Genomic DNA, 21,516 nt, shown 5'->3' on the forward strand with positions numbered 1-21,516 from the left:
AGATTCAATCGCTGACCCCGTGCAGCGCGCGAGCCGTGGGCGAGGTCGGCACGGTTCCCGGATCGGGATACGTGCCGAGCAACCGGTCGGCCGTTCCCGAGGTGGTCACGGTGAACCAGTAGTGCTCGTTCTTGTAGTGATGCATGCGGTGATTCGTCCACACCGCTCGGTAGAGCCGGGTCTTCGGCCGGTAGTCGGTGTGTACAAGGTAGTGGATCCACTCGTAGACGAGGCCGATGCCGCTGGACAGCACGATGAACGTGAGGCCGAGTCCGAGGCGCGGGAACGCGAAGATGCCGATGGCCACGGTGCTGACGAACACCCAGATCAGGGCCTGCCACGGAATGAAGATCAGCGGGACGTCCCGGGGATCGCGGTGGTGCGCGCGGTGCTTGCGGGCGAGGAGCGAATCGATGGTCAGCGGCCCGATGCGCCGCGGGCGCCAGTGCAGGATGAAGACGTGCACGAGCCACTCGTACACCGGGAACACCGCGAGCATGATCGCCGGGACGAGCGCGTCGGTGTCCTGCCAGTCGCCCGCGACGCTGCGAGCGATCACCGACGCGATGAACAGGCCGCCGAGCATCCACGGTGACGGGTGCCGGACGAACTCGCGCGCCGCGTCGCCGAGTGACAGCGAGCGCCGGCGGGCGCCGGCCGCGTCGGTCAGGTTCGTGGCGGTCACTTCTTCTCCTCGGCGTTCTCGAAGGCGGCGAGCAGCGATTCGGTGGACGGGCGCAGCAGCGCCTCGGCGATCTCGCGGGCCCGTGCGGCGTGCCGGCCGGTGATGGCGTCGGCGAGCTCGCGGTAGGTCTCGTGCCGCAGCGCCTCGGCGTCCATCGCCTGGGCGAGGGCTTCGATCACCGGCTCGTACGCGGATCGGAGGTTGTTGTACATCAGCCGGATCGTGATCGAGTCGGCGCCGTCGATGACGACGTCCCAGAAGTCCAGGGCCACCCGCTGTCGGGCGACGGGGTCGGCGGCGGCCGCCAGCTCGTCGAGTACGCGGTCCAGCGCCGGCTTGAGCGACGCGTGGCCGCGCTCGGCGGCCAGCCCGGCGGCGAACGGACCGACGAGCAGGCGGGTCTCGAGGATGCTGCGGGCGACGCCGAAGTCCAGCCCGCCGCCGGCCAGCAACAGCTGGGGCAGCAGGCTGAGCCCGGCGGTGCGGCGGAAGTCGCGGACGGTGGTGGCGTCGCCGTGGCGCACATCGACCAGGCCGGCGTTCGCCAGCCGCTGCAGCGCCTGGCGCACCGAGGGACGCGAGACGCCGAGCACCTCGGCGAGGCGCCGTTCGCTCGGCAGGTTCTCGCCCGCGGCGAGCTCGCCGTTCAGGACCTCGGCCGAGAGCTGGTCGAAGACCTCGTCGGTGACGGATCGGCGCGCGATGGGTTGCAAGGGCACGTCCCGACCGTACGTCCTGGCGTGGCAGAGGTCAATGGTCAGACCACTACCGCCGTACGAGCACGACTGTGTCCCGCCCTTCGCCCGCGACCCGGCGCCGCTGGATCAGGTGGACCAGGATGAGCGCCGAGCTCAACGCGGCGTAGACGCACCACAACGACGCGAAGGCCTCGGCGTAGGCGAGGGCGACCACCGTCAGGCCGACGAGGTTGAGCAAGCCGAACGCGACCACCATCGGAAAACGCGACAACGCCGCCGTACCCACGATCGCGAGGACATAGAGCGCGGTCCACAACACGCTGTCGTCCATCCCGATGTTGTAGGACAACGCATGCTCGTGCGGCGTCACCGAGACTCCGTGCGCGGCGACGACGTACCCGAGGTGGGCCGACACGATCGCCCCGAGCACGACGAACGGGACCATGCGGCGCCGGCTGTCGTGCGGTTCGAGCAGCCACACCGCGCGCGGGAACAGGATGGGCAACAGCGGCAGCGCGATGAGGACGTAGCCGACCGCCGCCGCATGGGCCACGCCCGACGACACGTCGCCGTCAGCCCCGGCCCAGACGAAAGCCTCGATGAACTGATGCAGCGCGAAGATCGCGGGCAGAGCGGCGAGCGGCAGCTCACGTGCCGACGTCACCTGGCGCAGCGACAGCACGGCGACGGGTACCAGCACGCCGCCCGCCACCACGTCGGCCGTCGTCGAGAAGCACATGGTGCGCCGACGATAGCGGCGATCCGGCCGTGGACAACCGAGTTTGCTTCAGGCGAGCGGCTTCGTCACCTCGTCCACGAATGCGGCCGCATCGTCGAGGGCCTGGGACGCCGAGCGCGACAGCCGGTGCGCCACCTGGAAGACGTGGTACTGCCGCGGCCAGAACCTGATCCGGATGTCGCCGCCTGCGGCCTCCAGCGCCTCGGCGTAGTGCCGCGCATCGCCGGCCAGCATCTCCGACGAACTGGCCTGGATGAGGACCGGCGGCATGCCGCTGAGGTCATCGGTGGTCAACGCCAGCTCGGGATGATCGCCCGGCGTCCCCCGGTAGTAGGCCGCCATCGCCGCGCGGCCGGTGCTCGCGCCGGCGAACAAGCCGTCCCGGCCGTGCTCGCGCTCGTGGGCGATCGCCACGGCCATGGATATGTCGACGACCGGTGAGAACGCGACGATGCCGGCCGGGACCGGCAGCCCCGCGCGGATCGCTCGGGGGCCGAGTCCCAGCGCGAGGTGGCCGCCGGCCGAGTCGCCGATGACGACGATCTGCTTCGGGTCGAGACCCTGCGCGAGCAACCACGCGTAGGCCCGCAGCACGTCGTCGGCCGCCGCCGGGAAGCGGTGCTCCGGGGCGAGGCGGTAGCTGACGGAGAAGCAGGACCGTCGCGTCCGGACCGACAGCTCGGCGACCAGGCCGCGGTGCGAGCGGGTCGAGCCGGCGATGAAGGCGCCGCCGTGCACGTACAGGATCACCGACGTCGCGCGGGTGGCGACGCCGGGCGCCTCGACCCACTCGCCGCGAACCTGGCCGTCGGCCCGCCGGAACCGCACCTGCTCCACCTGCGTGGCCGGGCCGGCGCCGAGCTCGGGCCGGGTGAGCTGCCAGTCGAGCATCACGCGCAGCGCGCGGACCTCCGAACGCAGCATGCTGCCGCGCCACGCGATGCCCTGCGAATAGAGCTCCAGCGCGCGAAGGGCGCTACGCGTCCCGCTCCGACGAAGACGCTTGCGCAGGTCGGGCGGCACGGTTCGCCGTCGGGCGACGTCGGCATCAGGCATGTGAACCTCGGAGCAGTCGGGGGGGCAACTGTCCCGTCAGCGTATAAGCCGCCGGTGCGGCCGGTCGACGTCGACGCCGGCGATGACGGCCCACTCCGGCGCACCGCAGCACGCATGAGTGGGAAGTGATCACTGGGGCGGAGCGGCCCAGGGGTTGGGCAGGCGCAGCAGGACATTGCGATCCGCGGCCGTGCCGGACCGGGGATGCTGCTCGAGGGAATGGTCGCGTTCCTGCCAGTGGTTGGCCGAGAGCTCGCGGGACAACCCGGCGAGGGCGTGCGGCGAGTCGATCGATCCGTCCCATGGTGCCGGCCCGGCGTGATCGAGCATCGTCGTCGCGACGGTCAGCCCGTCGGGACCGTGCAGCAGTTCGACGAGGCGGCCCTGCTGCGGCCAGTCGATGAGCGACGGCGCCGTGACTTCCCACCACGTGCGGTGCGGCCTGACCGCGGTGTGGTGCGTGTGCCCGTTGAGCCAGAGCACGACGCTGGCATGGCCGGCGATCACCTGGTCCAGCTGGTCCGCCAGTACCCGCGGCGCCGAAGCGGGACCGGTCGCGTCGTTGACCAGCGTGTGCAACGGGTGGTGGCTGGCCAGGACGGCGTACCGACGGTCGGCGTCGGCCGCCCTGAGTTCGGAATCCAGCCACGCCAGCTGGTCGGTGTCCAACGAGCCCTGCCAGCCGCCGTGCTCGTTGACGGTGTCCACCACCAGCATGGTGACCCGCCCGTGGTCGTGGCGGTAGTACGTGGTGCCGTTCGCCCGGTTGCTCGACGTGAACCCGTGTCCGGCCGGTCGGGAGGCGGCGCCGAAGTGCGCGTCGACGAACTCCTGGCGGCTGATCAGGCGACGCCCGGGATCGGCGGTCACCGGTTGCGTCCGCACTTCGCGCATCAGCGTGGCCAGCGCAGTCGGGTCGCACCGTTCCAGCCCGACCGCCACGTGGATGATGACGTCGTTCGTCCAGTGGTCGGGGACGGCGATCGCCTTCACCGCACCGACGGCCACGGCGTCGAGGCCGCCGGCGCCCGGAATCGTCCCTTGTACGAGTCGATCATGGTTGCCGTGGACGGCCAGCCACGGCATGTCCAACCCGGCCGCCCGGAACGGAGCGCGGGCGGCGTCCGACAGGCCGGGCACCGCGGGAAAGCCGTAGCGCAGTTGCGGAAGGTCGAGCCCGGCCGTCTCCGGGTGCCAGAACCGCTCGTCGGGGGACAGCCCGCCGACGCCTTCCCATCGGGCCCGATCTCCCGAGTCGGGGCAGACGTCCCCGCCTTCGAGCAGCGCCACATACCAAGCCAGCTCGTTCGCCTGGGCGTTGTCGGTGTTGTCGCCGGTGACGATTGCCAGATCGATCGGGAAGCGCGTGACGGGACCGACCGCGGCCTCGTTCACCGCGCTGACCATCGCCTCGGCGACCTGTGCGGTCAGCAGCTCCTGCGCCCGGTAGCACCCGACCTCGTCGAGATCGTCCCGAACCGGCGAGTCGGGATCGGCCCACCGGTCGAGGAACTCCGCCCGCGCCGGGGACTGCGCATCGCAGACGTGCAGATCGGACAGGTGCGCGATCGTGATCAGCGGTGTGCCGAGGACGTCCCCTGCGGGCCCGAGGTCGGTCCGGACGACGACCTCCTCGCCCGGGCCGTGGCGCAGCGACCGGTAGCCGCGCGCCGACGCCGGCCCACCGCGGATCGTCCGCTCGGTGGTCACTCCCGGTTCGCGAGCAGGGCGGGGCGTTCGAGCAGGGCGATGGACACCCGGCTGCCCGGCGCCATGTCCCCGGCCCGGTGGGAGGAGACGTCGGCCAGCACTTCCGAGCCGTCGCTGCGCAGCAGGCGCAGCCGCGTCGTAGGACCGCGGAAGGTCGCCACGGTCACCACGGCGTCGCCGGTGTCGTCGCGCGCGACGACGATCGCCTCGGGACGGACGAGGACGGTGACGGGCTCGCCGGCGGCCGGTACCGTGCCGTCGGCCGGGATGACCTGCTGGTTCACACGCACGGTCGAGTCCGACACCGCTTCCCCGGGCAGGCGGTTCATCGTGCCGACGAATTCGGCGACGAACGCGGTCTTCGGCCGGTCGTAGAGGACCCCGGGTGCGTCGCACTGCTCGAGATGTCCCTTGCGCATGACGCCGACCCGGTCGGCCATCGACAGCGCTTCTTCCTGATCGTGGGTCACGAAGACAGTGGTGACGCCCAGCTCCAGCTGGATGCGCCGGATCTCGTCGCGCAGCTGTTCGCGCACCTTCGCGTCCAGCGCGGACAGCGGTTCGTCGAGCAGCAGCACCCGCGGCTCGACGGCCAGGGCCCGGGCCAGGGCAACGCGCTGCTGCTGCCCGCCGGACAGCTGGTGCGGGTACTTCTTGAGGTGTTCGGCCAGGCCGACGAGGTCCAGCAGTTCGGCGGCGCGGTTGCGGCGCTCCGGGCCTCCGCGGCCGCGCAAGCGTAGACCGAAGGCGACGTTGTCCTGGGCGGTCATCGTCGGGAAGAGGCTGTAGGACTGGAACACCATGCCCATGTCCCGCTTGTTGGCCGGAATGCGGGAGACATCGGCTCCGTCGATGAGCACCGATCCCGACGTCGGCTGATCGAATCCGGCGAGCAGGCGAAGCGCCGTCGTCTTGCCGCAACCCGACGGTCCGAGTAGGGCCAGCAGCTCGCCCGGCTCGATCCGCAGGTTGAAGTCGTCGAGGGCCGGCATGGAGCCGAAGGAGCGCTTGACATCGCGATACTCGACGGTGGTCCCGGCGCGTTCGGGAACGTGTTCGGCGGACAAGGTCTCAGCCCTTCTTGTCGACAGCGCGGCGCCAGTTCAGCGCGCCGATCAGGAGCAACAGCAGCTCGACGAGCAGCAGGCTGAACACCGATACGGCGGCCTGCACCTGACCGGAGGTGGTGGGCAACTGGTAGAGCCATACCGGGAACGGCTTGGTGTAGAGCAGCACCGAGGAGATCGTGAACTCCCCCATGACCAGCGCGAAGCACAGGAACGAGGCGTTGATCACCGCGGTGCGCAGGCACGGCAGCAGCACCCGGAACAGCACCGTGATCCAGCCCGCGCCGAGGTTGCGCGCGGCCTCGACCAGGGTGCTCACGTCGATGGCGCGGAGGCCGGCGTCCAGCGAGCGGAAGACGAACGGCATCGCGAGCATCACGTAGAGGAGCGACAACACGTACGGATGGCTCTCGCCGCGCAGGTACGTGACGATCGAGTACAGCGAGCTGCCCTTGTCCTTGCCCACCCAGGCGTAGACGTCGTTCACGCCCACGACCAGAACGATGGGCGGGAAGACCAGCGGGAGCAGCGTGATGACCTCCACCAGACCGCGCACCCGCGGGAAGCGAAGGTGCAGCAGCAACTGCGTCGGCAGCATCAACAGCAGCGTGACGACGATCGTGATGACCGCGATCTTGAGCGAGTACACCAGGGCCGTCTGGAAATCGACCTGGCCGTTGGTCGTGTCGAAGATCTGCTTGTACGCCGAGAAGCTGACGCCGCCATGGCGGTCCTTCAGGGTGAAGCTGACTGCGGCCACCAGCGGACCGATGAAGTAGATCGCGGCGAGAGTCAGGATGATCCAGCGCGGCACGCTGCCGGCCTCGGGCCTGCGGCGCCGCTGCCCGGGAGGCACGGGCGGCGGCGTGCCCGGCACGAGGTCGGTCGCGGCCGAGGTGGCGTAGCCGGCGAACGGCTGAGAGGACGTCACCGGAGAGCCCCCGTCGCGCGGTTCATGCGAGCCACTTCGAGGTTCTGCGCTGCAGGAGCTGGTACACGATCGTCAGCGGAAGCACGATGATGATCATGTCGAGCGCCAGCGCGGCCCCGAGGTTCTCCTGCCCGGACAACACGTTGCCCGACAGCACCGACGAGATCTGGGTCGGGGCCAAGGGGAACGACTGCCCGGCCAGCGCGTACGCCGTCGCGTAGGCGGAGAAGGAGGAGCAGAACAGGAGAAGCACGGAGCCGAGGAAGTTGGGCAGCAGGACCGGACCGGCGACGTAGCGCCAGTACTGCCAGCGGTTCGCCCCGAGGTTCTCGGCCGCCTCGCCCCACTGCGGCTTCAGGCCCTCGAGCGCCGGCGTCATCACCAGTACCATCAGCGGCACGAGGAAGTACAGGTAGACCAGCGAGATGCCGGCCATGGTGGTGAGCTGGAAGTGCAGGTCGCCCTGCAGCGAGACGTTGAAGTGATCGCGCAGGAAAGCCGTGACCACGCCCGCGTTGCCCACCGTCGCGATGAAGAGGAATGCCAGCGGGATGCCGCCGAAGTTCGCCGTCACCGCGGCGGCCGCGATGACGATCTGCCGAAGTGCGGTGCTCCGGCTCGTCACCACCGCATAGGCGAGCAGCACACCGGCGACCGCGCCCAGCACGGCGACGATGGCCGACAGTTGCACGCTGTTGACCAGCGAAGTCCGATAGATCCCCTTCAGCGAGTTCGACACGTTCGACCCGGTGAACTCGGTGTGCTTGACGTGGACGAACTGCTGGGTCACCGGGTCGCGCTTCGTCGATGCGTTGGTGGTCTTGCGGAACGCGTTGTAGAGGATGAAGCCGATCGGCACCAGGAAGAAGACCAGGACGTAGCCGAAGAAGGGCGCGAGCCCGAGCCAGGCGAAGCTGAACCGACGGTTCCGAGCGGCCGGGGCCGCGGCTCCTTCCGGCCCCGCGTCCTCGGCCGGGGTTTCCCGGCCGAGGACGCGTGATTCGGTATCCGCCACTACGCGACCGCGGCCGGCCACTTCTGGGTCACCACGGCTTTCGCGGCCGTGACCTGGGCCTGCGTCGGGGCGAACGGGGTCGGGTCCGTCACCGGGGGCACCGCGGCCAGCGCCGTCGCGTCAGCGGTCTTGGCCGTCTGCATCGCCGGCAACTCGATGGGCCGGGCGAAACCGCGCAGCCAGCCGTTCTGCCCGCCGGTCGCATCCTGGCTGTAGAGGTATTCCTCCCACAAGCGCGCCGCTGCGGGGTGCGCGGCGTTGATGCTGACGGCCTGGGCGTAGTACGCCGAGACCAGGCCGTCCGACGGGTCGACCGTCGTCCAGTCGATGCCCGACTTCTTCAGCGTGGCCGCGTTGCCCACGTTCAGGTAGTCCCAGTCGAGCACGATCGGGGTTTCGCCCGACTGCACCGTCGCCGGCGTCACCTTCGTCTTGTTGAATATGCCCTCGGAGTTCAGCTTCTTGAAGAAGTCGATGCCGGGCTGGACGTTGTCGGCCGAACCGCCGTTCGCCAGGGCGGCGGCCCAGACGGCCTCGAAGGCGGCGTTGGCGCTGGTGGGGTCCCCGTTCAGCGCGACATCGCCCTTGTAGGCCTTGTTGTCGAGGTCCTTGATCGTCTTCGGGCAGGTGCCGCCGACCTTCTTCGCGTTGCAGCCGATCGAGATGTAGCCGCCGTAGTCGCTGTACCAGAGGCCGCCGGAGTCCTTCTGCGCGTCCGGGATGGCCGACCATGTCGCGACCTTGTACGGCGCGTACAGGCCGTCCTGGGCGCCGGAGAGCGCGTAGGAGTTGCCCACATCGGCGACGTCCGGCGCACTGGACTGGCCCTTGGTCGACTTGATCGCGTTGATCTCGTCGCCGGAGGACCCGTCGGGGTTCTCACTGTTGATCTTGATCTTGTACTTGGCCGTGAAGCCGTCGATGATCGCGCCGTAACCGGCCCAGGTGCGGGGCACCGCGATGATGTTGAGCGTGCCCTCCTTCTGGGCCGCCGCGACCAGCGCGTCCATCCCGCCGCCGGCCGCCGCCGACTGCGCCGTGGCCCAGGCGACGGCGCTCTTGCTGGCTTTACCGGTGCTGGCACCGGACGTTTTCTTACTGCTGGACTTGCTCGAGCTGGAACACGCAGCCAGCGTGACGACCAGCGAGGTTGCGGCAACTGCGCCGAAGATTTTGGCTCCCGTACTTGCCACCTGACAACACCGTCCCTGTCTGCGGTCTGCTCGTGATGACGCGCACCCTAGCGCGTCCCGAGCCGGTTTTCCCGTGTTGACGTTCGGTTGGTCGAGGCACTTGTCGGCGACGCGCTCCCGGCTCTCGGGTGAACGTCCGGCCAACCCTTCCCCGGCACCAGACCAAGGGGTATGAAACCGGCGAAATCTCGCCCGGCTGGGGCGGGCGGGCCGCCCTGGTGATCAACCGGGCGGTTCGGCCGAGCCGCCGAACACAGGTGCCCTTAAGGTCCGGGCATGCGAACGGAATGGTTGTTTCTCGCCGCGGCGATCGTCACCGAGCTGATCGGCACCATCGCGCTGCGAGCGGTCAGCACCTCTCTGACGTGGTGGGCCATCGTGCTCATCGCGGTGTCCTACTCAGCCTCGTTCGCGGCCATGGCGGTCTCGCTGCGGCAGCTCAATGTCGGCGTGGTCTACGCGATCTGGTCGGCGGTCGGGATCGCCGCCATCACCCTGGCCGGCTGGCTGCTGTTCGACGAGCGGCTGAGCCTGCAGGCGATCCTCGGCCTCGCCGTGATCGTGGCCGGGGTGACCATTCTGGTGACCTCGGGAACCGTTCGGCACGGCTGACCTTCGAAGATCGCCTTCACCTGGAGCAGGACCCGGGATATCGTCCGCCCATGCCCGCCGACAGCTACGACTTCCTCATCGTCGGCGGTGGTTCCGCGGGCTGCGCCCTCGGCAACCGGCTGTCGGCCGATCCGGACAACCGGGTACTGGTTCTGGAGGCCGGCCGGGTCGACTACCGCTTCGACGTCTTCGTCCACATGCCGGCCGCCCTGCCCTTCCCCATAGGCAGCCGGTTCTACGACTGGAAGTACGAATCAGAACCCGAGCCGTACATGAACGGGCGCCGCATCTACCACGCCCGGGGCAAGGTGCTGGGCGGCTCCAGCAGCATCAACGGGATGATCTTCCAGCGGGGCAACCCCGTGGACTACGAGCGCTGGGCCACCGACGCCGGGATGGAGACCTGGAGTTACGCCCACTGCCTGCCGTACTTCCGCAAGATGGAGGACTGCACGGCCGCTGCGCCCGACGACCCGTATCGCGGGCAGGGCGGGCCGCTGACCCTGGAACGCGGCCCCGCGACGAATCCGCTGTTCCAGGCCTTCTTCGACGCCACCGTGCAGGCCGGCTACTCGCGCACCGACGACGTCAACGGGTACCGCCAGGAGGGTTTCGCCCCCTTCGACCGCAACATCAAGCGGGGCCGCCGCTGGTCGGCCGCCCGTGCCTACCTGCACCCCGTGCTCGACCGGCCCAATCTCGACCTGATCACCCGGGCCTTCACGACCCGCGTGCTGATGGACGGAACCCGGGCGACCGGCGTCGAGTACCGGCACCGCGGAACCACCCGGACGGTCCGCGCCGACACCGTCGTGCTGTGCGGCGGGGCGATCAACACCCCGCAACTGCTTCAGCTCAGCGGCATCGGCAACGCCGACGAGCTGAGGGCGCTCGGCATCGAGGTCCGGGCCGATCTGCCGGGTGTCGGGGAGCACCTCCAGGATCACCTCGAGGTCTACATCCAGCACGCCGCCACCCAGCCGGTGAGCATGCAGCGCTACATGAAGTGGCGCTACCGCCCGCTCATCGGAGCGCAATGGCTCCTGCGTCGCGGGCCCGGCGCGACCAACCATTTCGAGGGCGGCGGCTTCGCGTGCAGCAACGACGACGTCACCTATCCGAACCTGATGTTCCACTTCCTCCCGATCGCGGTGCGCTACGACGGCTCGTCCCCCGCCTCCGGCGACGGCTACCAGGTGCACATCGGGCCGATGTACTCCGACGCCCGCGGCAGCGTGAAGATCCGCAGTACTGACCCGACGGAGAAGCCGGCGCTGCGCTTCAACTACCTGTCGACCGACCAGGACCGCCGCGAGTGGGTCGAGGCGATCCGGGCGGCCCGGCACATCCTCGGCCAGCCCGCCTTCGACCCGTACAACGGCGGCGAGATCTCGCCCGGTCCCGCCGTGGAGACCGACGAGCAGATCCTCGACTGGGTGCGCAAGGACGGCGAGACCGCCCTGCACCCCTCGTGCACCGCCCGCATGGGCACCGACGCCATGTCGGTGGTCGATCCGCTGACGATGGGTGTCCACGGAATGGACGGGCTCAAGGTCGCGGACGCGTCGGCGATGCCGTACGTGACGAACGGCAACATCTACGCGCCGGTGATGATGCTGGCCGAGAAGGCGGCCGACCTCATCCTCGGCAATGCGCCGCTCGCGCCGCAGCCGGTTGACTTCTACCGCCGCCCGGCGCGGACGCCATGAGCAGCCTGTTCATCGGCGGCAGTTGGCGCGACGCCGCCGACGGGGGGACCCGCGAGATCCGCTGCCCGGCCGACGGCACCCCTGTCGCGACGGTCGCCGAGGCCACCGCCGACGACGCCCGCGCCGCCATCGCGGCGGCGCGGGCCGAGTTCGACGACGGCGAGTGGCCGCACCTGTCCGAGCACGACCGAGCCGCGACGCTGACGGCCGTGGCCGACCTGCTCGCAAGAGACAAGGCCGACTACGCCCGGGCTGAGTCGCTCGACACGGGCAAGCGGTTCGTGGAGTCCGAGTACGACATCGACGACGTGATCAAGTGCTTCCGCTACTACGCGGGCATCGGCGGGACCGACAACGGCCGCGTGGTCGACACCGGCCGTCCCGATGCGATCAGCCGGGTCGTCCACGAACCGGTCGGCGTCTGCGCCCTCATCACCCCGTGGAACTATCCCCTGCTGCAGACGTCGTGGAAGGTCGCGCCGGCGCTGCTCGCCGGCAACACCTTCGTCCTGAAGCCCAGCGAGCTCACCCCGTCCACCGCCATCATGCTGATGCGCACCTTGAGCGAGGCCGGCCTGCCCCACGGTGTCGCCAATCTCGTGCTCGGCGCCGGTGCGACGGCCGGCGCGCCGTTGACCGAGCACCCGGACGTCGACATGGTGTCCTTCACCGGCGGTGCCGCCACGGGCCGGGCGATCGCCGCCGCGGCCGCGCCGACCGTCAAACGGGTGGCGCTGGAGCTCGGCGGCAAGAATCCGAACGTCGTCTTCGCCGACGCCGACTTCGAGGCGGCCGTCGACTTCGCGCTCACCGCGGTCTTCCTCGACTCCGGCCAGGTGTGCTCCGCCGGCGCCCGGCTGGTCATCGAGGAGTCGCTGCACGACGCCTTCGTCGACGAGCTCGTCACCCGAGCGGACGCGATCAGGCTCGGCGGCCCGTTCGATGCGGCCGCCGAGACGGGCCCGCTCATCTCCGCCGAACACCGGGCCAAGGTCGAGGCGTACGTGGCGGCCGGTTTGGCCGAGGGCGCGAAACTGCGCTGTGGTGGCGAGCGGCCGGCCGATCCGGAGCTCGCCGATGGCTTCTTCTACCGGCCGACGATCCTCGACGGCTGCGACCAGTCGATGTCCGTCGTCCATGACGAGTCGTTCGGGCCGGTGCTGACGGTCGAGACGTTCCGGGACGAGCCCGACGCCGTCCGCATCGCCAATGACACGGCCTACGGGCTGGCCGGCGCGGTGTGGACACAGGACGCCGGACGGGCGCAGCGAGTGGCCCACCAACTGCGGCACGGCACCGTCTGGATCAACGACTACCACCCGTATGTGCCGCAGGCCGAGTGGGGCGGTATGGGGCAATCCGGTAACGGTCGGGAATTGGGGCCTATGGGTCTTGCGGAGTACCGCGAGACCAAGCACATTTGGCACAACATCGACCCCCGGCCTCAGTACTGGTTCGCCCGGCCGGAGAGTCGGTGAGGAGGAGCTCGTGACGGTACCGACCGAGGAGAGCGACGTGGGGACGGCGAGCGAGGCCACGCCGTCGACTGCACCGCATCCCGTGCGCGACCGGCGCGGGACCGATTCCGCTCCCGACATCTCCGTCCGCAATCTCTGGAAGGTGTTCGGCGGCAAGACGGCGAGCCGGGTCCCGACCACGCCCGAGTTGGCGTCGCTCCCGCGGGCCGAGCTGTTGAAGACGACCGGTTGCCTGGCCGCCGTCTGCGACATCAGTTTCGACGTCGCCCCCGGCGAGGTGTTCGTCGTGATGGGCCTGTCCGGCTCCGGCAAGTCGACCCTCGTCCGGTGCCTTACCCGGTTGATCGAGCCCACGGCCGGTCAGCTGTCGATCCTGGGCCAGGACATCGTCGGCTATCCGACCAAGAGCCTGCGCGCGTTGCGGCGCGAGAAGGTTTCCATGGTGTTCCAGCACTTCGGCCTGCTGCCGCATCGCCGGGTCATCGACAACGTTGCGTTCGGCCTGGAGATCCGGGGCACGAACAAGGCCGAGCGGTATCGGCGGGCCGGCGAGGTCATCGACCTGGTCGGACTGTCCGGCTACGAGAACGTGTACCCCGACCAGCTCTCGGGCGGCATGCAGCAGCGCGTCGGCCTGGGGCGCGCGTTGGCGGGCGACCCTGAGGTGTTGCTGCTCGACGAGCCCTTCTCCGCGCTCGACCCGCTGATCCGCCGCGACATGCAGCAGGAGGTCATCCGGCTGCACCACGAGGTCGGCAAGACGATGATGTTCATCACCCACGACCTGTCCGAAGCCCTCAAGCTCGGCGATCGCATCCTCATCATGCGCGACGGCCGCACGGTCCAGGTCGGTACCGGCGCCGAACTCGTCGGGGCGCCGGCCGACGACTACGTGCGCGACTTCGTCCGCGAGGTCCCGCGGGCCAACGTGCTCACCTTGCGCTGGATCATGCGCCCGCCGGAAGGCGGCGACGATCTCTCCGGCCCTGAGCTCGGCCCGGACGTGGTGGTCCGCGACGCGACGCGCGCCGTGCTGGAATCGGCGCACCCGGTGAAGGTCGTGCAAGACGGCAAGCTGCTCGGCATCGTCGGCGATCCCGAGATCCTGCAAGTAGTCGCCGGCTCATGACGGCGGCATCCAGCACCGCGTCGCCCGGGATTCGCGTGGCGGATCTCCTGCGCCGGCCGAGTCGCGGCGCGCTGGTGCTTGTCGTGCTGCTGGTCTGGGTCGTCCTCTATCTCATCTTCAAGGGGCGTAACACCCTGGCGTTGGCGCCCCCCGACCTCACCAGCCTGCACACCCGGCTGAACGACCTGAACTCCTCCGTCGGCCAGAACCGCAACAGCAACCCGTTCTTCGTCTACTTCATCAACGAGATCCAGCTCGGCGTCACCCACTTCATCACCTTCTTCCAGGACCTGCTGTCCCAGCCGTCCGGCAGCCGCCCGGCGCCGACCGTCGGCTGGTTGGGCATAGTGGCCGTGGCGACCTATCTCGCCGCCCTGTTCGGGAACTGGCGCGTCGCCGTGCTGACCGCGGTCGGTTTCCTGTTCCTCGGCCTGCAGGGCCTGTGGCAGCCCAGCATGGACACCCTCGCGCTGACCATCGCGGCAGTCCTCATCTGCCTCGCGATCGGGATCCCGCTGGGCATCCTGGCCGGCACATCGCGCGGGTTCGAGCGAATCATCACGCCCGTCCTGGACGTGATGCAGACGATGCCCACGTTCGTGTACCTGGCGCCGCTGAGCCTGCTGTTTCTCATCGGACCGGCCACCGGGGTCATCGCCATGGTCATCTACGCCATGCCGCCGGTCATCCGGCTCACCGCCCACGGCCTCCGATCCGTGCCCGGAGAGACGGTCGAAGCGGCCGACTCCCTCGGCGCCGCGCCGCGACAGAAGCTGGTCGACGTGCTGCTGCCGATGGCCAAGCGGACCGTCATCATCGGCGTCAACCAGACGATCATGGCGGCGCTCGCCATGGTGACAATCGCCGCGTTGGTCGCCGCGCCCGGCCTCGGCCAGACCGTCCTCCAGGCTCTGGAGAGCCTGGACGTCGGCACGGCCTTCAACGGCGGCCTGGCCATCGTGGTGCTGGCGGTCGTGCTGGACCGGGTGACGACGGCGGCCAGTCAGCGCGCCGAGGTGACGGGCCGCCGACCCACGAAGATGGGCAAGCGCACGCGACGCGGCCTCGCCGCGGGCGGCGCGGTCGCGGCCGGCGTCGCCGTGTACGTGTCCCACACCTATCAGCTGTACGCGATCTTCCCCGACCATCTGCGGCTGGGATCGCACCGCGTGAGCATCGACGTCGGCCCCCACATCGAGTCGTGGACGACCTCGGCGACGTCCTGGATCCAATCCACCTTCCACGTCATCACCAGCGGCTTCAAGGACTGGGTCACCTACCACGCCATCAACCCGCTGCAGAGCCTGTTGGACAACTCGCCGTGGTGGTTGACCTTCGCGGCGGTCCTGGCGCTGGCCTTCCTGATCGGTGGGATCGTCCCGGCGCTCATCGCAGCGGCGTGCCTCGGGCTCATCGTCGGGTCAGGCCTCTGGCAGGACAGCATGGACACGCTGGCGGCGACGCTCATCGCGACCGTCATCACGATGGCCATCGGCATCGTGGTGGGCGTATGGATGGGCCGCAGCAAGCGAGCGGACGGCATCATCCGGCCGTTTCTCGACGCCGCCCAGGTCATGCCGCCGTTCGTCTACCTCGTGCCGTTCCTGGCCCTGTTCGGGTCCAGCCGGTTCACCGGGATTGTGGCCGCCGTCGTCTACGCCGCGCCGGTCGCGGTGAAGATCGTCGCCGACGGGATCCGCGGCGTCTCGCCGACGACCATCGAGGCCGCCACGGCGTCCGGCTCGAACACGTGGCAGATCATCACCAAGGTGCAGTTGCCGATGTCGGTGCGCAGCTTGGCCCTGGCCACCAACCAAGGGCTGATCTACGTGTTGTCGATGGTGGTGGTCGCCGGGCTGGTGGGCGGCCAGGCCCTCGGCTTCGACGTGGTGAACGGATTCTCGCAGCTCAGCGTGTTCGGCAAGGGGCTCGCCGCCGGCGCGGCGATCGTCTGTCTCGGCATCATGCTGGACCGCACGACTCAGGCCGCGGCCCGCCGCGCCGAAGGCCGCACGCACCGGGGGCGCTAGCGCCACCACTTGTCCAACCGCCAACAGATCCACACAACGGAGAAGGAAGTTCACATGGGATCACTTTCCGAAGGGCCGCGGGCGCGCCGTGCGGTCGTGCGGCTCGCGACGCTGACCGCGGCCATCGCGAGCCTCGTCGTGCTCAGCGCATGCGGCGGCGCCAAGGTGGGTGGTGGCGGTTCGTCCAAGGCAGCCGGGTCTGCGGCGGGCAGGGGCACGTCCTCGGCCGCCCCGGTCAAGAAATCGTGCGGCACGGTCAGCCTGGCCGACAACCCGTGGGTCGGATACGAGGCCGACGTCGCGGTAATGGCCTACCTCGCCAAGACCAAGCTGCACTGCAACGTGCAGATCAAGCACATCACCGAGCAGGTGTCCTGGCAGGGCTTCGCCAGCGGCCAGGTCGACGCGATCCTCGAGAACTGGGGGCACCCGGACCTCGTGCAGAAGTACATCGATCAGCAGCACGTCGCCCAGGACCTCGGCTGGAACGGCCTGAACGGCGTCATCGGCTGGTACGTGCCGCCGTGGATGGTCCAGAAGTACCCGGACATCACCAACTGGAAGAACCTCGACAAGTACGCCAGCCTCTTCAAGACGTCCGAGTCCGGCGGGAAGGGCCAACTGCTCGACGGTGACCCGTCCTACGTCACCAACGACGCCGCGCTGGTCAAGAACCTGCACCTGAACTTCAAGGTCGTCGAGGGTGGCAGCGAGACCGCGCTGATCCAGAGCTTCCGCTCGGCGCAGCAGAACAAGAAGCCGTTGCTGGCCTACTTCTACTCGCCGCAGTGGTTCCTCAACGAGGTGCCACTGGTGAAGGTGAACCTGCCGACGTACACCGCGGGGTGCGACAGCAAGCCGTCCAAGGTCGCCTGTGACTACCCGGCGTACAAGTTGAACAAGGTCGTGTCGACGAAGTTCGCGAACTCGGGCAGCCCGGCGTTCCAGCTGATCAAGAACTTCAAGTGGACGAACGAAGGGCAGAACACCGTGTCGAAGATGATCGCGGTGAACAAGATGTCCGACGACGCGGCGGCGAAGAAGTACGTCGACGCCAACCCGACGATCGTGCAGCAGTGGCTGCAGGGCACCTGATCCGGTAGCCGGTCCTCCACGAGTTGTCCGTGCTTCCCCACGCCAGGGCGTGGGGAAGCACGGACAACTTCGGTAGGAGTTACCGGCCCAACCGCTTGTGCAGCTCTTCGTTGATGGCCGGCACGATCTCGTGCAGGTCGCCGATGACCGCGTAGTGCGCCCGGGTGACCATCGGCGCCTCCGGGTCGGTGTTGATCGCCAGAATCGTCTTCGCCGACTGGCAGCCGGCCCAGTGCTGGATCGCGCCGCTGATCCCGCACGGGATGTAGAGGTCGGGCGAGATGCGGCTGCCGGTCTGGCCGACCTGCTCGCTGTGCGGCCGCCAACCGAGGCCGGTCACGACGCGCGAGACGCCGAGCGCGCCCCCGAGCAACTCGGCGAGCTCGAGCACGCCCTTGAACCCGTCCGGGCCACCGGCGCCACGGCCGGCCCCCACCACCACGCGGGCCGCGGTGAGCGCGCTGGTGTCGTCCGCCGTCTTCTCCTCGACGCGGACCACCCTGGTCAGTAGGTCGCGGTCGGAGAGGGCGGGCGTGAAGGGGACGACCTCGGTGGTCTGCTGCGACGCCGCCGGCTCGGGGTCGCAGGCGTGGCCGGCCACGGTGATGACCGCGGGGGTGTCGCCCAGCTGCATCTCCTCCAGTGCCGCGCCGCCCACGACCTGCCGGGTGACGACGAGCGGGTCGCCGCCGTCGGCCCGGAGCACGTTCGCGGCCATCACCACGCCGAGCCGGGCGGCGACGTGCGCAGCGATTTCGCCGCCCCGCGGCGTGCCGGACGCGACGAGAAGATCCCCCGACGCGGACGTGAGCACGCCGGCGACGGCCGCCGACCAGGCGGCGCCCGAGTACGCGGCGAGCCGCTCGTCCTGCGGATGATGGGCGACGGCGATCCCCTGCTCGCTCAGCTGCGCGCGGACGCCGTCGGTCACCTCGCCGACCACCACCGCCTCGACGCTGTCACCGCGGCCCTGCGCCAGCCCGCGCGCGAACGTCAGTGCTTCGCGCGAGAACAGCGTGACGCCGTCGGCGTTCGTCTCGACCAGCACGAGGATCACGGCGACACCACCTGCAGCGAGACCAACAGGTCGACGACGGCCGGCGCGGCCGCCGCTCCGTGACCGAGGATCTCGACGGTGCCGGGCCGCGGCGGGGGGACGGTCAAGCGGACCCGACCGTTGCCCCGCGCTTGCGCCGAAGGCGCCAGCGTCTCGATCGGCGCCTTCTTGGCCTTCATCCGCCCGACGATCGACGGGTAGCGCGGGCTGACACCGCCCTCCAGAACGGCGACGACTGCCGGCAGCGGCACCTCGAACGTCTCGACGCCGTCGGGCCCGTCGCCCTGCGCGGTCAGCGTCTCGCCCGAGACCGAGCAGACCGAGATGCCGGTCAGTACCGGGCGGTCGAGGGCGTAGGCGAGGCGCACCGGCACCTGGAAGTCGCCGGTGTCGGCGGCGTCGTTGCCGAGCAGGATCACGTCGACCTCGCGGTCGCGGACGACGGCGGCGATCTCCGCGGCGATGTCGGCCGGCCCGTAGGTCTCGGGGTCGGCCTCGACGAGGATCGCGGACGAGCAGCCGATCGCCAGGGCGGTGCGCAGTTGCTCGACGCTGTCGGCCGGCCCGACGGTGAGCACCGTCGCGGTGCCGGCGGTGGACTCGGCGATCTGGGTGGCCAGCTCGACGGCGCATTCCTCGTGCGGGCTCATGGTGAAGCCCACGTGGCGGGCGTCCACCGACCTGCCGTCCGCGGTCAGCAACACCTCACCCGAGACGTCGGGAACCCTTTTGACGCACACCAGGACGTTCACGTCAGCTCCTGATCCGGGCGTTCTCGGGGTCGAACAGCGGGGTGGCGTCGGCCGAGCCGACGGTGACCGGGTAGCGCTCCTCGAAGTAGTCGACGGCCAGTTTCGCGCCGACCTGCGCCACGCTCGGCGGCAGGTAGGCCATGAGGATGTGCTGGCCCAGGGACGGCGCCGACCCGGCGGAGGTGACGTAGGCGCGGTGCCCGTGATCGTCGACCAACGCCTCGCCGTCCGGGGTGAGAACCGGCTCCCCGCCCAGCATGTAGCGCTTGGTGCCGTCGGCCGACGTGTGGTCGTCGACGGTCAGCGTGCACAGGACGGTGGCCGGCGGGTTCTCCCGCTGCTTGAGGTAGGCATCGCGACCGACGAAGTCGGCGTCCTTGACCTTCGGCCGCATCATGCCGGCCTCGACGATCGTCCGCTCGGAATCCAACTCCGCGCCGTACGCCCGGTAGCCCTTCTCGAGCCGGCCGGTGGTGCCGTACACGCCGATGCCGACCGGGACGGCGCCGTGCGGGCGCCCGACCTCCTCGATCAGCGACCACAGCGCGGCGCCCTGTTCCATCGGTACGTACAGCTCCCAGCCCAGCTCGCCGACATAGGAGATCCGCGACGCCAGAACCGACAGCGAGCCGAGCTCGAGCGAGCGGCAGGTGCTGAAGGGGAAAGCCTGGTGCGACACGTCGGTCTCGGTGATCGAGCCGAGGATGTCGCGCGCCCGCGGACCCCACAGTCCGATCGTCGTGTAGGCCGACGTCAGGTCGGTGACCGTCGCCGACCCATCGTCGGGCACGTGGTCGCTGAACCACTTGCGGTCGACGTTGCCGTGCGCGCCGCCGGTCACGACCCGGAAGCGGTCGTCGGACAGCCGCATGATCGTCAGGTCGGCCCGGAACCCGCCGCGCTCGTCGACGATCGGGGTGTACACGACCTTGCCCGGGGCGACGTTCATCTGCGCGACGGCGATGCGCTGCACGGCATCCAGCGCCCCGCGGCCGGCCACGTCGAAGATCGAGAAGGCGGACAGGTCGACGTAGCCGGCCCGCTCGCGCATGGCCAGGTGCTCGGCGTTGATGATCGGTGACCACCAGCGGGCGTCCCACTCCGCGGCGCGCGGCATCACCTGGTCGCCGTACTCGCCCAGTAACGCCTCGTTCGACGCATACCAGTGCGGCCGTTCCCAACCCGCTGTCTCGAAGAAGAAGGCGCCGGCCGCCACCTGCGCGGCGTGCATCGGCGCGCGGCGGATGCCGCGATCGCTCGCCCACTGCTCGGACGGGTGCACGATGCCGTAGGTCTTGTTGAAGGCCTCGCTCGTCCGTCGGCTGATGTGCTGCTTGGTGCGCTGGTGCGGGTAGAAGCGGGCGATGTCGCTGTGTGAGGCGTCGATCTCGGGGTTGCCGTCGGTCATCCATTCGGCCATCAGGCGCCCCACACCGGGGCCTTCCTTGATCCAGACGGCTGCCGCTGACCAGACGCCCTTCACCTCGGGGCTCTCCCCCAGGACCGGTGCGCCGTCCGGCGTGAGCGACAGCAGGCCGTTGATCGCGTACCTGATCTCGGCGTGCTCGCTGCCGAGCAGTTCGGGCATCAGCTCGAGGGCCTGTTCGAGCTGCGGGTCGAAGTCGTCCTCGGTGAACGGCAGTTCGGTCGGGCTGAGCTTCGCCTGGTCGATGGACGGGATGTCGTCGGGGTCCATCAGGATCGGGCGGTGGGCGTAGGAGCCGACCTCCATGTCGCTGCCGTGCTGCCGCTCGTAGCAGAACGTGTCCATGTCGCGGACGATCGGATACGAGATCTCGCCCGGCCGTTCGGCGAGCTCGGGCAGGGGGCCGACGCTGATCATCTGGTGGACGGCAGGAGTCAGCGGGATGTGCACGCCGGCCATGGCGGCCAGCCGCGGGCTCCAGACGCCGCAAGCAATCACGACGGTGTCGGTCGCGATGTCGCCGTCGTCGGTGTGCACAGCGGTGATCCGGCCGTGCTCGACGGTCATTGCCGTCACCTCGGCGTTGGCGACGACGGTGAGCGCGCCGAGTTCCTGCGCGCGCTCGCGCATGATCGTGCCGGCCCGCAGCGAGTCGACGACGCCCACGCTCGGCGTCCAGAAACCGCCGATGATCACCGACGGATCGACGAACGGCACCTTCTCGACCACCTGCTCGGGGGTGATCAGCTCCGACGGGATGCCCCAGGCCTTGGCCGAGGCCATCCGCCGGCGCAGCTCCTGCATCCGCTCCTCGGTGCGGGCCACCTCGATGCCGCCGGACTCGGTGAAGACGCCCATCTCCTTGTACTGCTTCATGCTGTCGAGCGTCAGATCGGTGATCTCGCGGGAGTGGTCGACCGGGAAGATGAAGTTCGACGCGTGGCCGGTTGAGCCGCCCGGGTTGGGCAGCGGGCCCTTGTCGATCTGGACGATGTCGCGCCACCCGAGCCGGGCAAGGTGCCAGACCACGCTGTTGCCGACGATTCCGGCGCCGATCACCACGACCCGAGCCGTGCGCGGAACAGACGTCATTCGCTGACCTACCTCTCGAACTGGTTTGTTGCGGATAGTACA

The 21,516-nt window shown here is 69.5% G+C and carries 18 protein-coding genes; 6 read left to right on the forward strand and 12 right to left on the reverse strand.

Annotated elements, in window-relative coordinates; all coding sequences use genetic code 11:
- Positions 1 to 4: 4 nt before the first annotated feature.
- From ABR571_RS18610 to ABR571_RS18650, 9 genes are all read right to left on the reverse strand, one after another.
- On the reverse strand, positions 5 to 685 hold the full coding sequence (locus ABR571_RS18610; RefSeq protein WP_409454703.1) for a sterol desaturase family protein: 681 nt from the start codon (positions 683 to 685) through the stop codon (positions 5 to 7).
- Positions 682 to 1,404, reverse strand: coding sequence for a FadR/GntR family transcriptional regulator (locus ABR571_RS18615; RefSeq protein ID WP_409454704.1), 723 nt, complete (start codon positions 1,402 to 1,404; stop codon positions 682 to 684). The genes ABR571_RS18610 and ABR571_RS18615 overlap by 4 nt, the downstream gene beginning before the upstream one ends.
- A gap of 46 nt (positions 1,405 to 1,450) precedes the next feature.
- Positions 1,451 to 2,122: a DUF6629 family protein gene (locus tag ABR571_RS18620; protein ID WP_409454705.1), complete on the reverse strand. Its 672-nt coding sequence runs from the start codon at positions 2,120 to 2,122 to the stop codon at positions 1,451 to 1,453.
- 48 nt (positions 2,123 to 2,170) lie between these two features.
- Positions 2,171 to 3,178: an alpha/beta hydrolase gene (locus ABR571_RS18625; RefSeq protein ID WP_409454706.1), complete on the reverse strand. Its 1,008-nt coding sequence runs from the start codon at positions 3,176 to 3,178 to the stop codon at positions 2,171 to 2,173.
- A 129-nt stretch (positions 3,179 to 3,307) separates the two neighbouring features.
- A complete protein-coding gene (locus ABR571_RS18630; protein WP_409454707.1) occupies positions 3,308 to 4,888 on the reverse strand; it encodes a TIGR03767 family metallophosphoesterase in 1,581 nt (526 codons plus the stop codon).
- A complete protein-coding gene (locus tag ABR571_RS18635) occupies positions 4,885 to 5,880 on the reverse strand; it encodes an ABC transporter ATP-binding protein (RefSeq protein WP_409454731.1) in 996 nt (331 codons plus the stop codon). The genes ABR571_RS18630 and ABR571_RS18635 overlap by 4 nt, the downstream gene beginning before the upstream one ends.
- 79 nt (positions 5,881 to 5,959) lie before the next feature.
- On the reverse strand, positions 5,960 to 6,886 hold the full coding sequence (locus ABR571_RS18640; protein ID WP_409454709.1) for an ABC transporter permease: 927 nt from the start codon (positions 6,884 to 6,886) through the stop codon (positions 5,960 to 5,962).
- A gap of 22 nt (positions 6,887 to 6,908) precedes the next feature.
- Positions 6,909 to 7,901, reverse strand: a complete 993-nt coding sequence (locus ABR571_RS18645) for an ABC transporter permease (protein ID WP_409454710.1) — start codon at positions 7,899 to 7,901, stop codon at positions 6,909 to 6,911.
- Positions 7,901 to 9,094, reverse strand: coding sequence for an ABC transporter substrate-binding protein (locus ABR571_RS18650; protein WP_409454711.1), 1,194 nt, complete (start codon positions 9,092 to 9,094; stop codon positions 7,901 to 7,903). The genes ABR571_RS18645 and ABR571_RS18650 overlap by 1 nt, the downstream gene beginning before the upstream one ends.
- A gap of 276 nt (positions 9,095 to 9,370) precedes the next feature.
- Between ABR571_RS18650 and ABR571_RS18655 the strand changes: the two genes are divergently transcribed.
- From ABR571_RS18655 to ABR571_RS18680, 6 genes are all read left to right on the forward strand, one after another.
- Positions 9,371 to 9,706 (forward strand): DMT family transporter, encoded by a 336-nt coding sequence (locus tag ABR571_RS18655; RefSeq protein WP_409454712.1) that lies wholly within the window; start codon positions 9,371 to 9,373, stop codon positions 9,704 to 9,706.
- Between the two features lie 50 nt (positions 9,707 to 9,756).
- Positions 9,757 to 11,415, forward strand: coding sequence for a choline dehydrogenase (betA, locus tag ABR571_RS18660; protein WP_409454713.1), 1,659 nt, complete (start codon positions 9,757 to 9,759; stop codon positions 11,413 to 11,415).
- Positions 11,412 to 12,893, forward strand: a complete 1,482-nt coding sequence (locus ABR571_RS18665) for an aldehyde dehydrogenase family protein (RefSeq protein ID WP_409454714.1) — start codon at positions 11,412 to 11,414, stop codon at positions 12,891 to 12,893. Before betA ends, ABR571_RS18665 begins: the two co-directional genes overlap by 4 nt.
- Before the next feature lie 82 nt (positions 12,894 to 12,975).
- Complete coding sequence (locus tag ABR571_RS18670) at positions 12,976 to 14,022, forward strand: glycine betaine/L-proline ABC transporter ATP-binding protein (RefSeq protein ID WP_409454732.1); 1,047 nt, start codon at positions 12,976 to 12,978, stop codon at positions 14,020 to 14,022.
- A complete protein-coding gene (locus ABR571_RS18675; protein ID WP_409454715.1) occupies positions 14,019 to 16,052 on the forward strand; it encodes an ABC transporter permease in 2,034 nt (677 codons plus the stop codon). The genes ABR571_RS18670 and ABR571_RS18675 overlap by 4 nt, the downstream gene beginning before the upstream one ends.
- Before the next feature lie 54 nt (positions 16,053 to 16,106).
- Entirely contained in the window at positions 16,107 to 17,147 is a 1,041-nt protein-coding gene (locus ABR571_RS18680; RefSeq protein ID WP_409454716.1) for an ABC transporter substrate-binding protein, read from the forward strand.
- A gap of 79 nt (positions 17,148 to 17,226) precedes the next feature.
- Here ABR571_RS18680 and ABR571_RS18685 read toward each other — a convergent pair whose 3' ends face one another.
- The 3 genes from ABR571_RS18685 to ABR571_RS18695 are packed head-to-tail and all read right to left on the reverse strand — an operon-like array spanning position 17,227 to position 21,474.
- A complete protein-coding gene (locus tag ABR571_RS18685; protein ID WP_409454717.1) occupies positions 17,227 to 18,204 on the reverse strand; it encodes an electron transfer flavoprotein subunit alpha/FixB family protein in 978 nt (325 codons plus the stop codon).
- A complete protein-coding gene (locus ABR571_RS18690) occupies positions 18,201 to 18,956 on the reverse strand; it encodes an electron transfer flavoprotein subunit beta/FixA family protein (RefSeq protein ID WP_409454718.1) in 756 nt (251 codons plus the stop codon). The genes ABR571_RS18685 and ABR571_RS18690 overlap by 4 nt, the downstream gene beginning before the upstream one ends.
- 1 nt (position 18,957) lies before the next feature.
- Positions 18,958 to 21,474: an FAD-dependent oxidoreductase gene (locus ABR571_RS18695; protein WP_409454719.1), complete on the reverse strand. Its 2,517-nt coding sequence runs from the start codon at positions 21,472 to 21,474 to the stop codon at positions 18,958 to 18,960.
- Positions 21,475 to 21,516 lie beyond the last annotated feature (42 nt).

Source organism: Jatrophihabitans sp. (genome assembly GCF_046262535.1).
Classification (GTDB): domain Bacteria; phylum Actinomycetota; class Actinomycetes; order Mycobacteriales; family Jatrophihabitantaceae; genus Jatrophihabitans.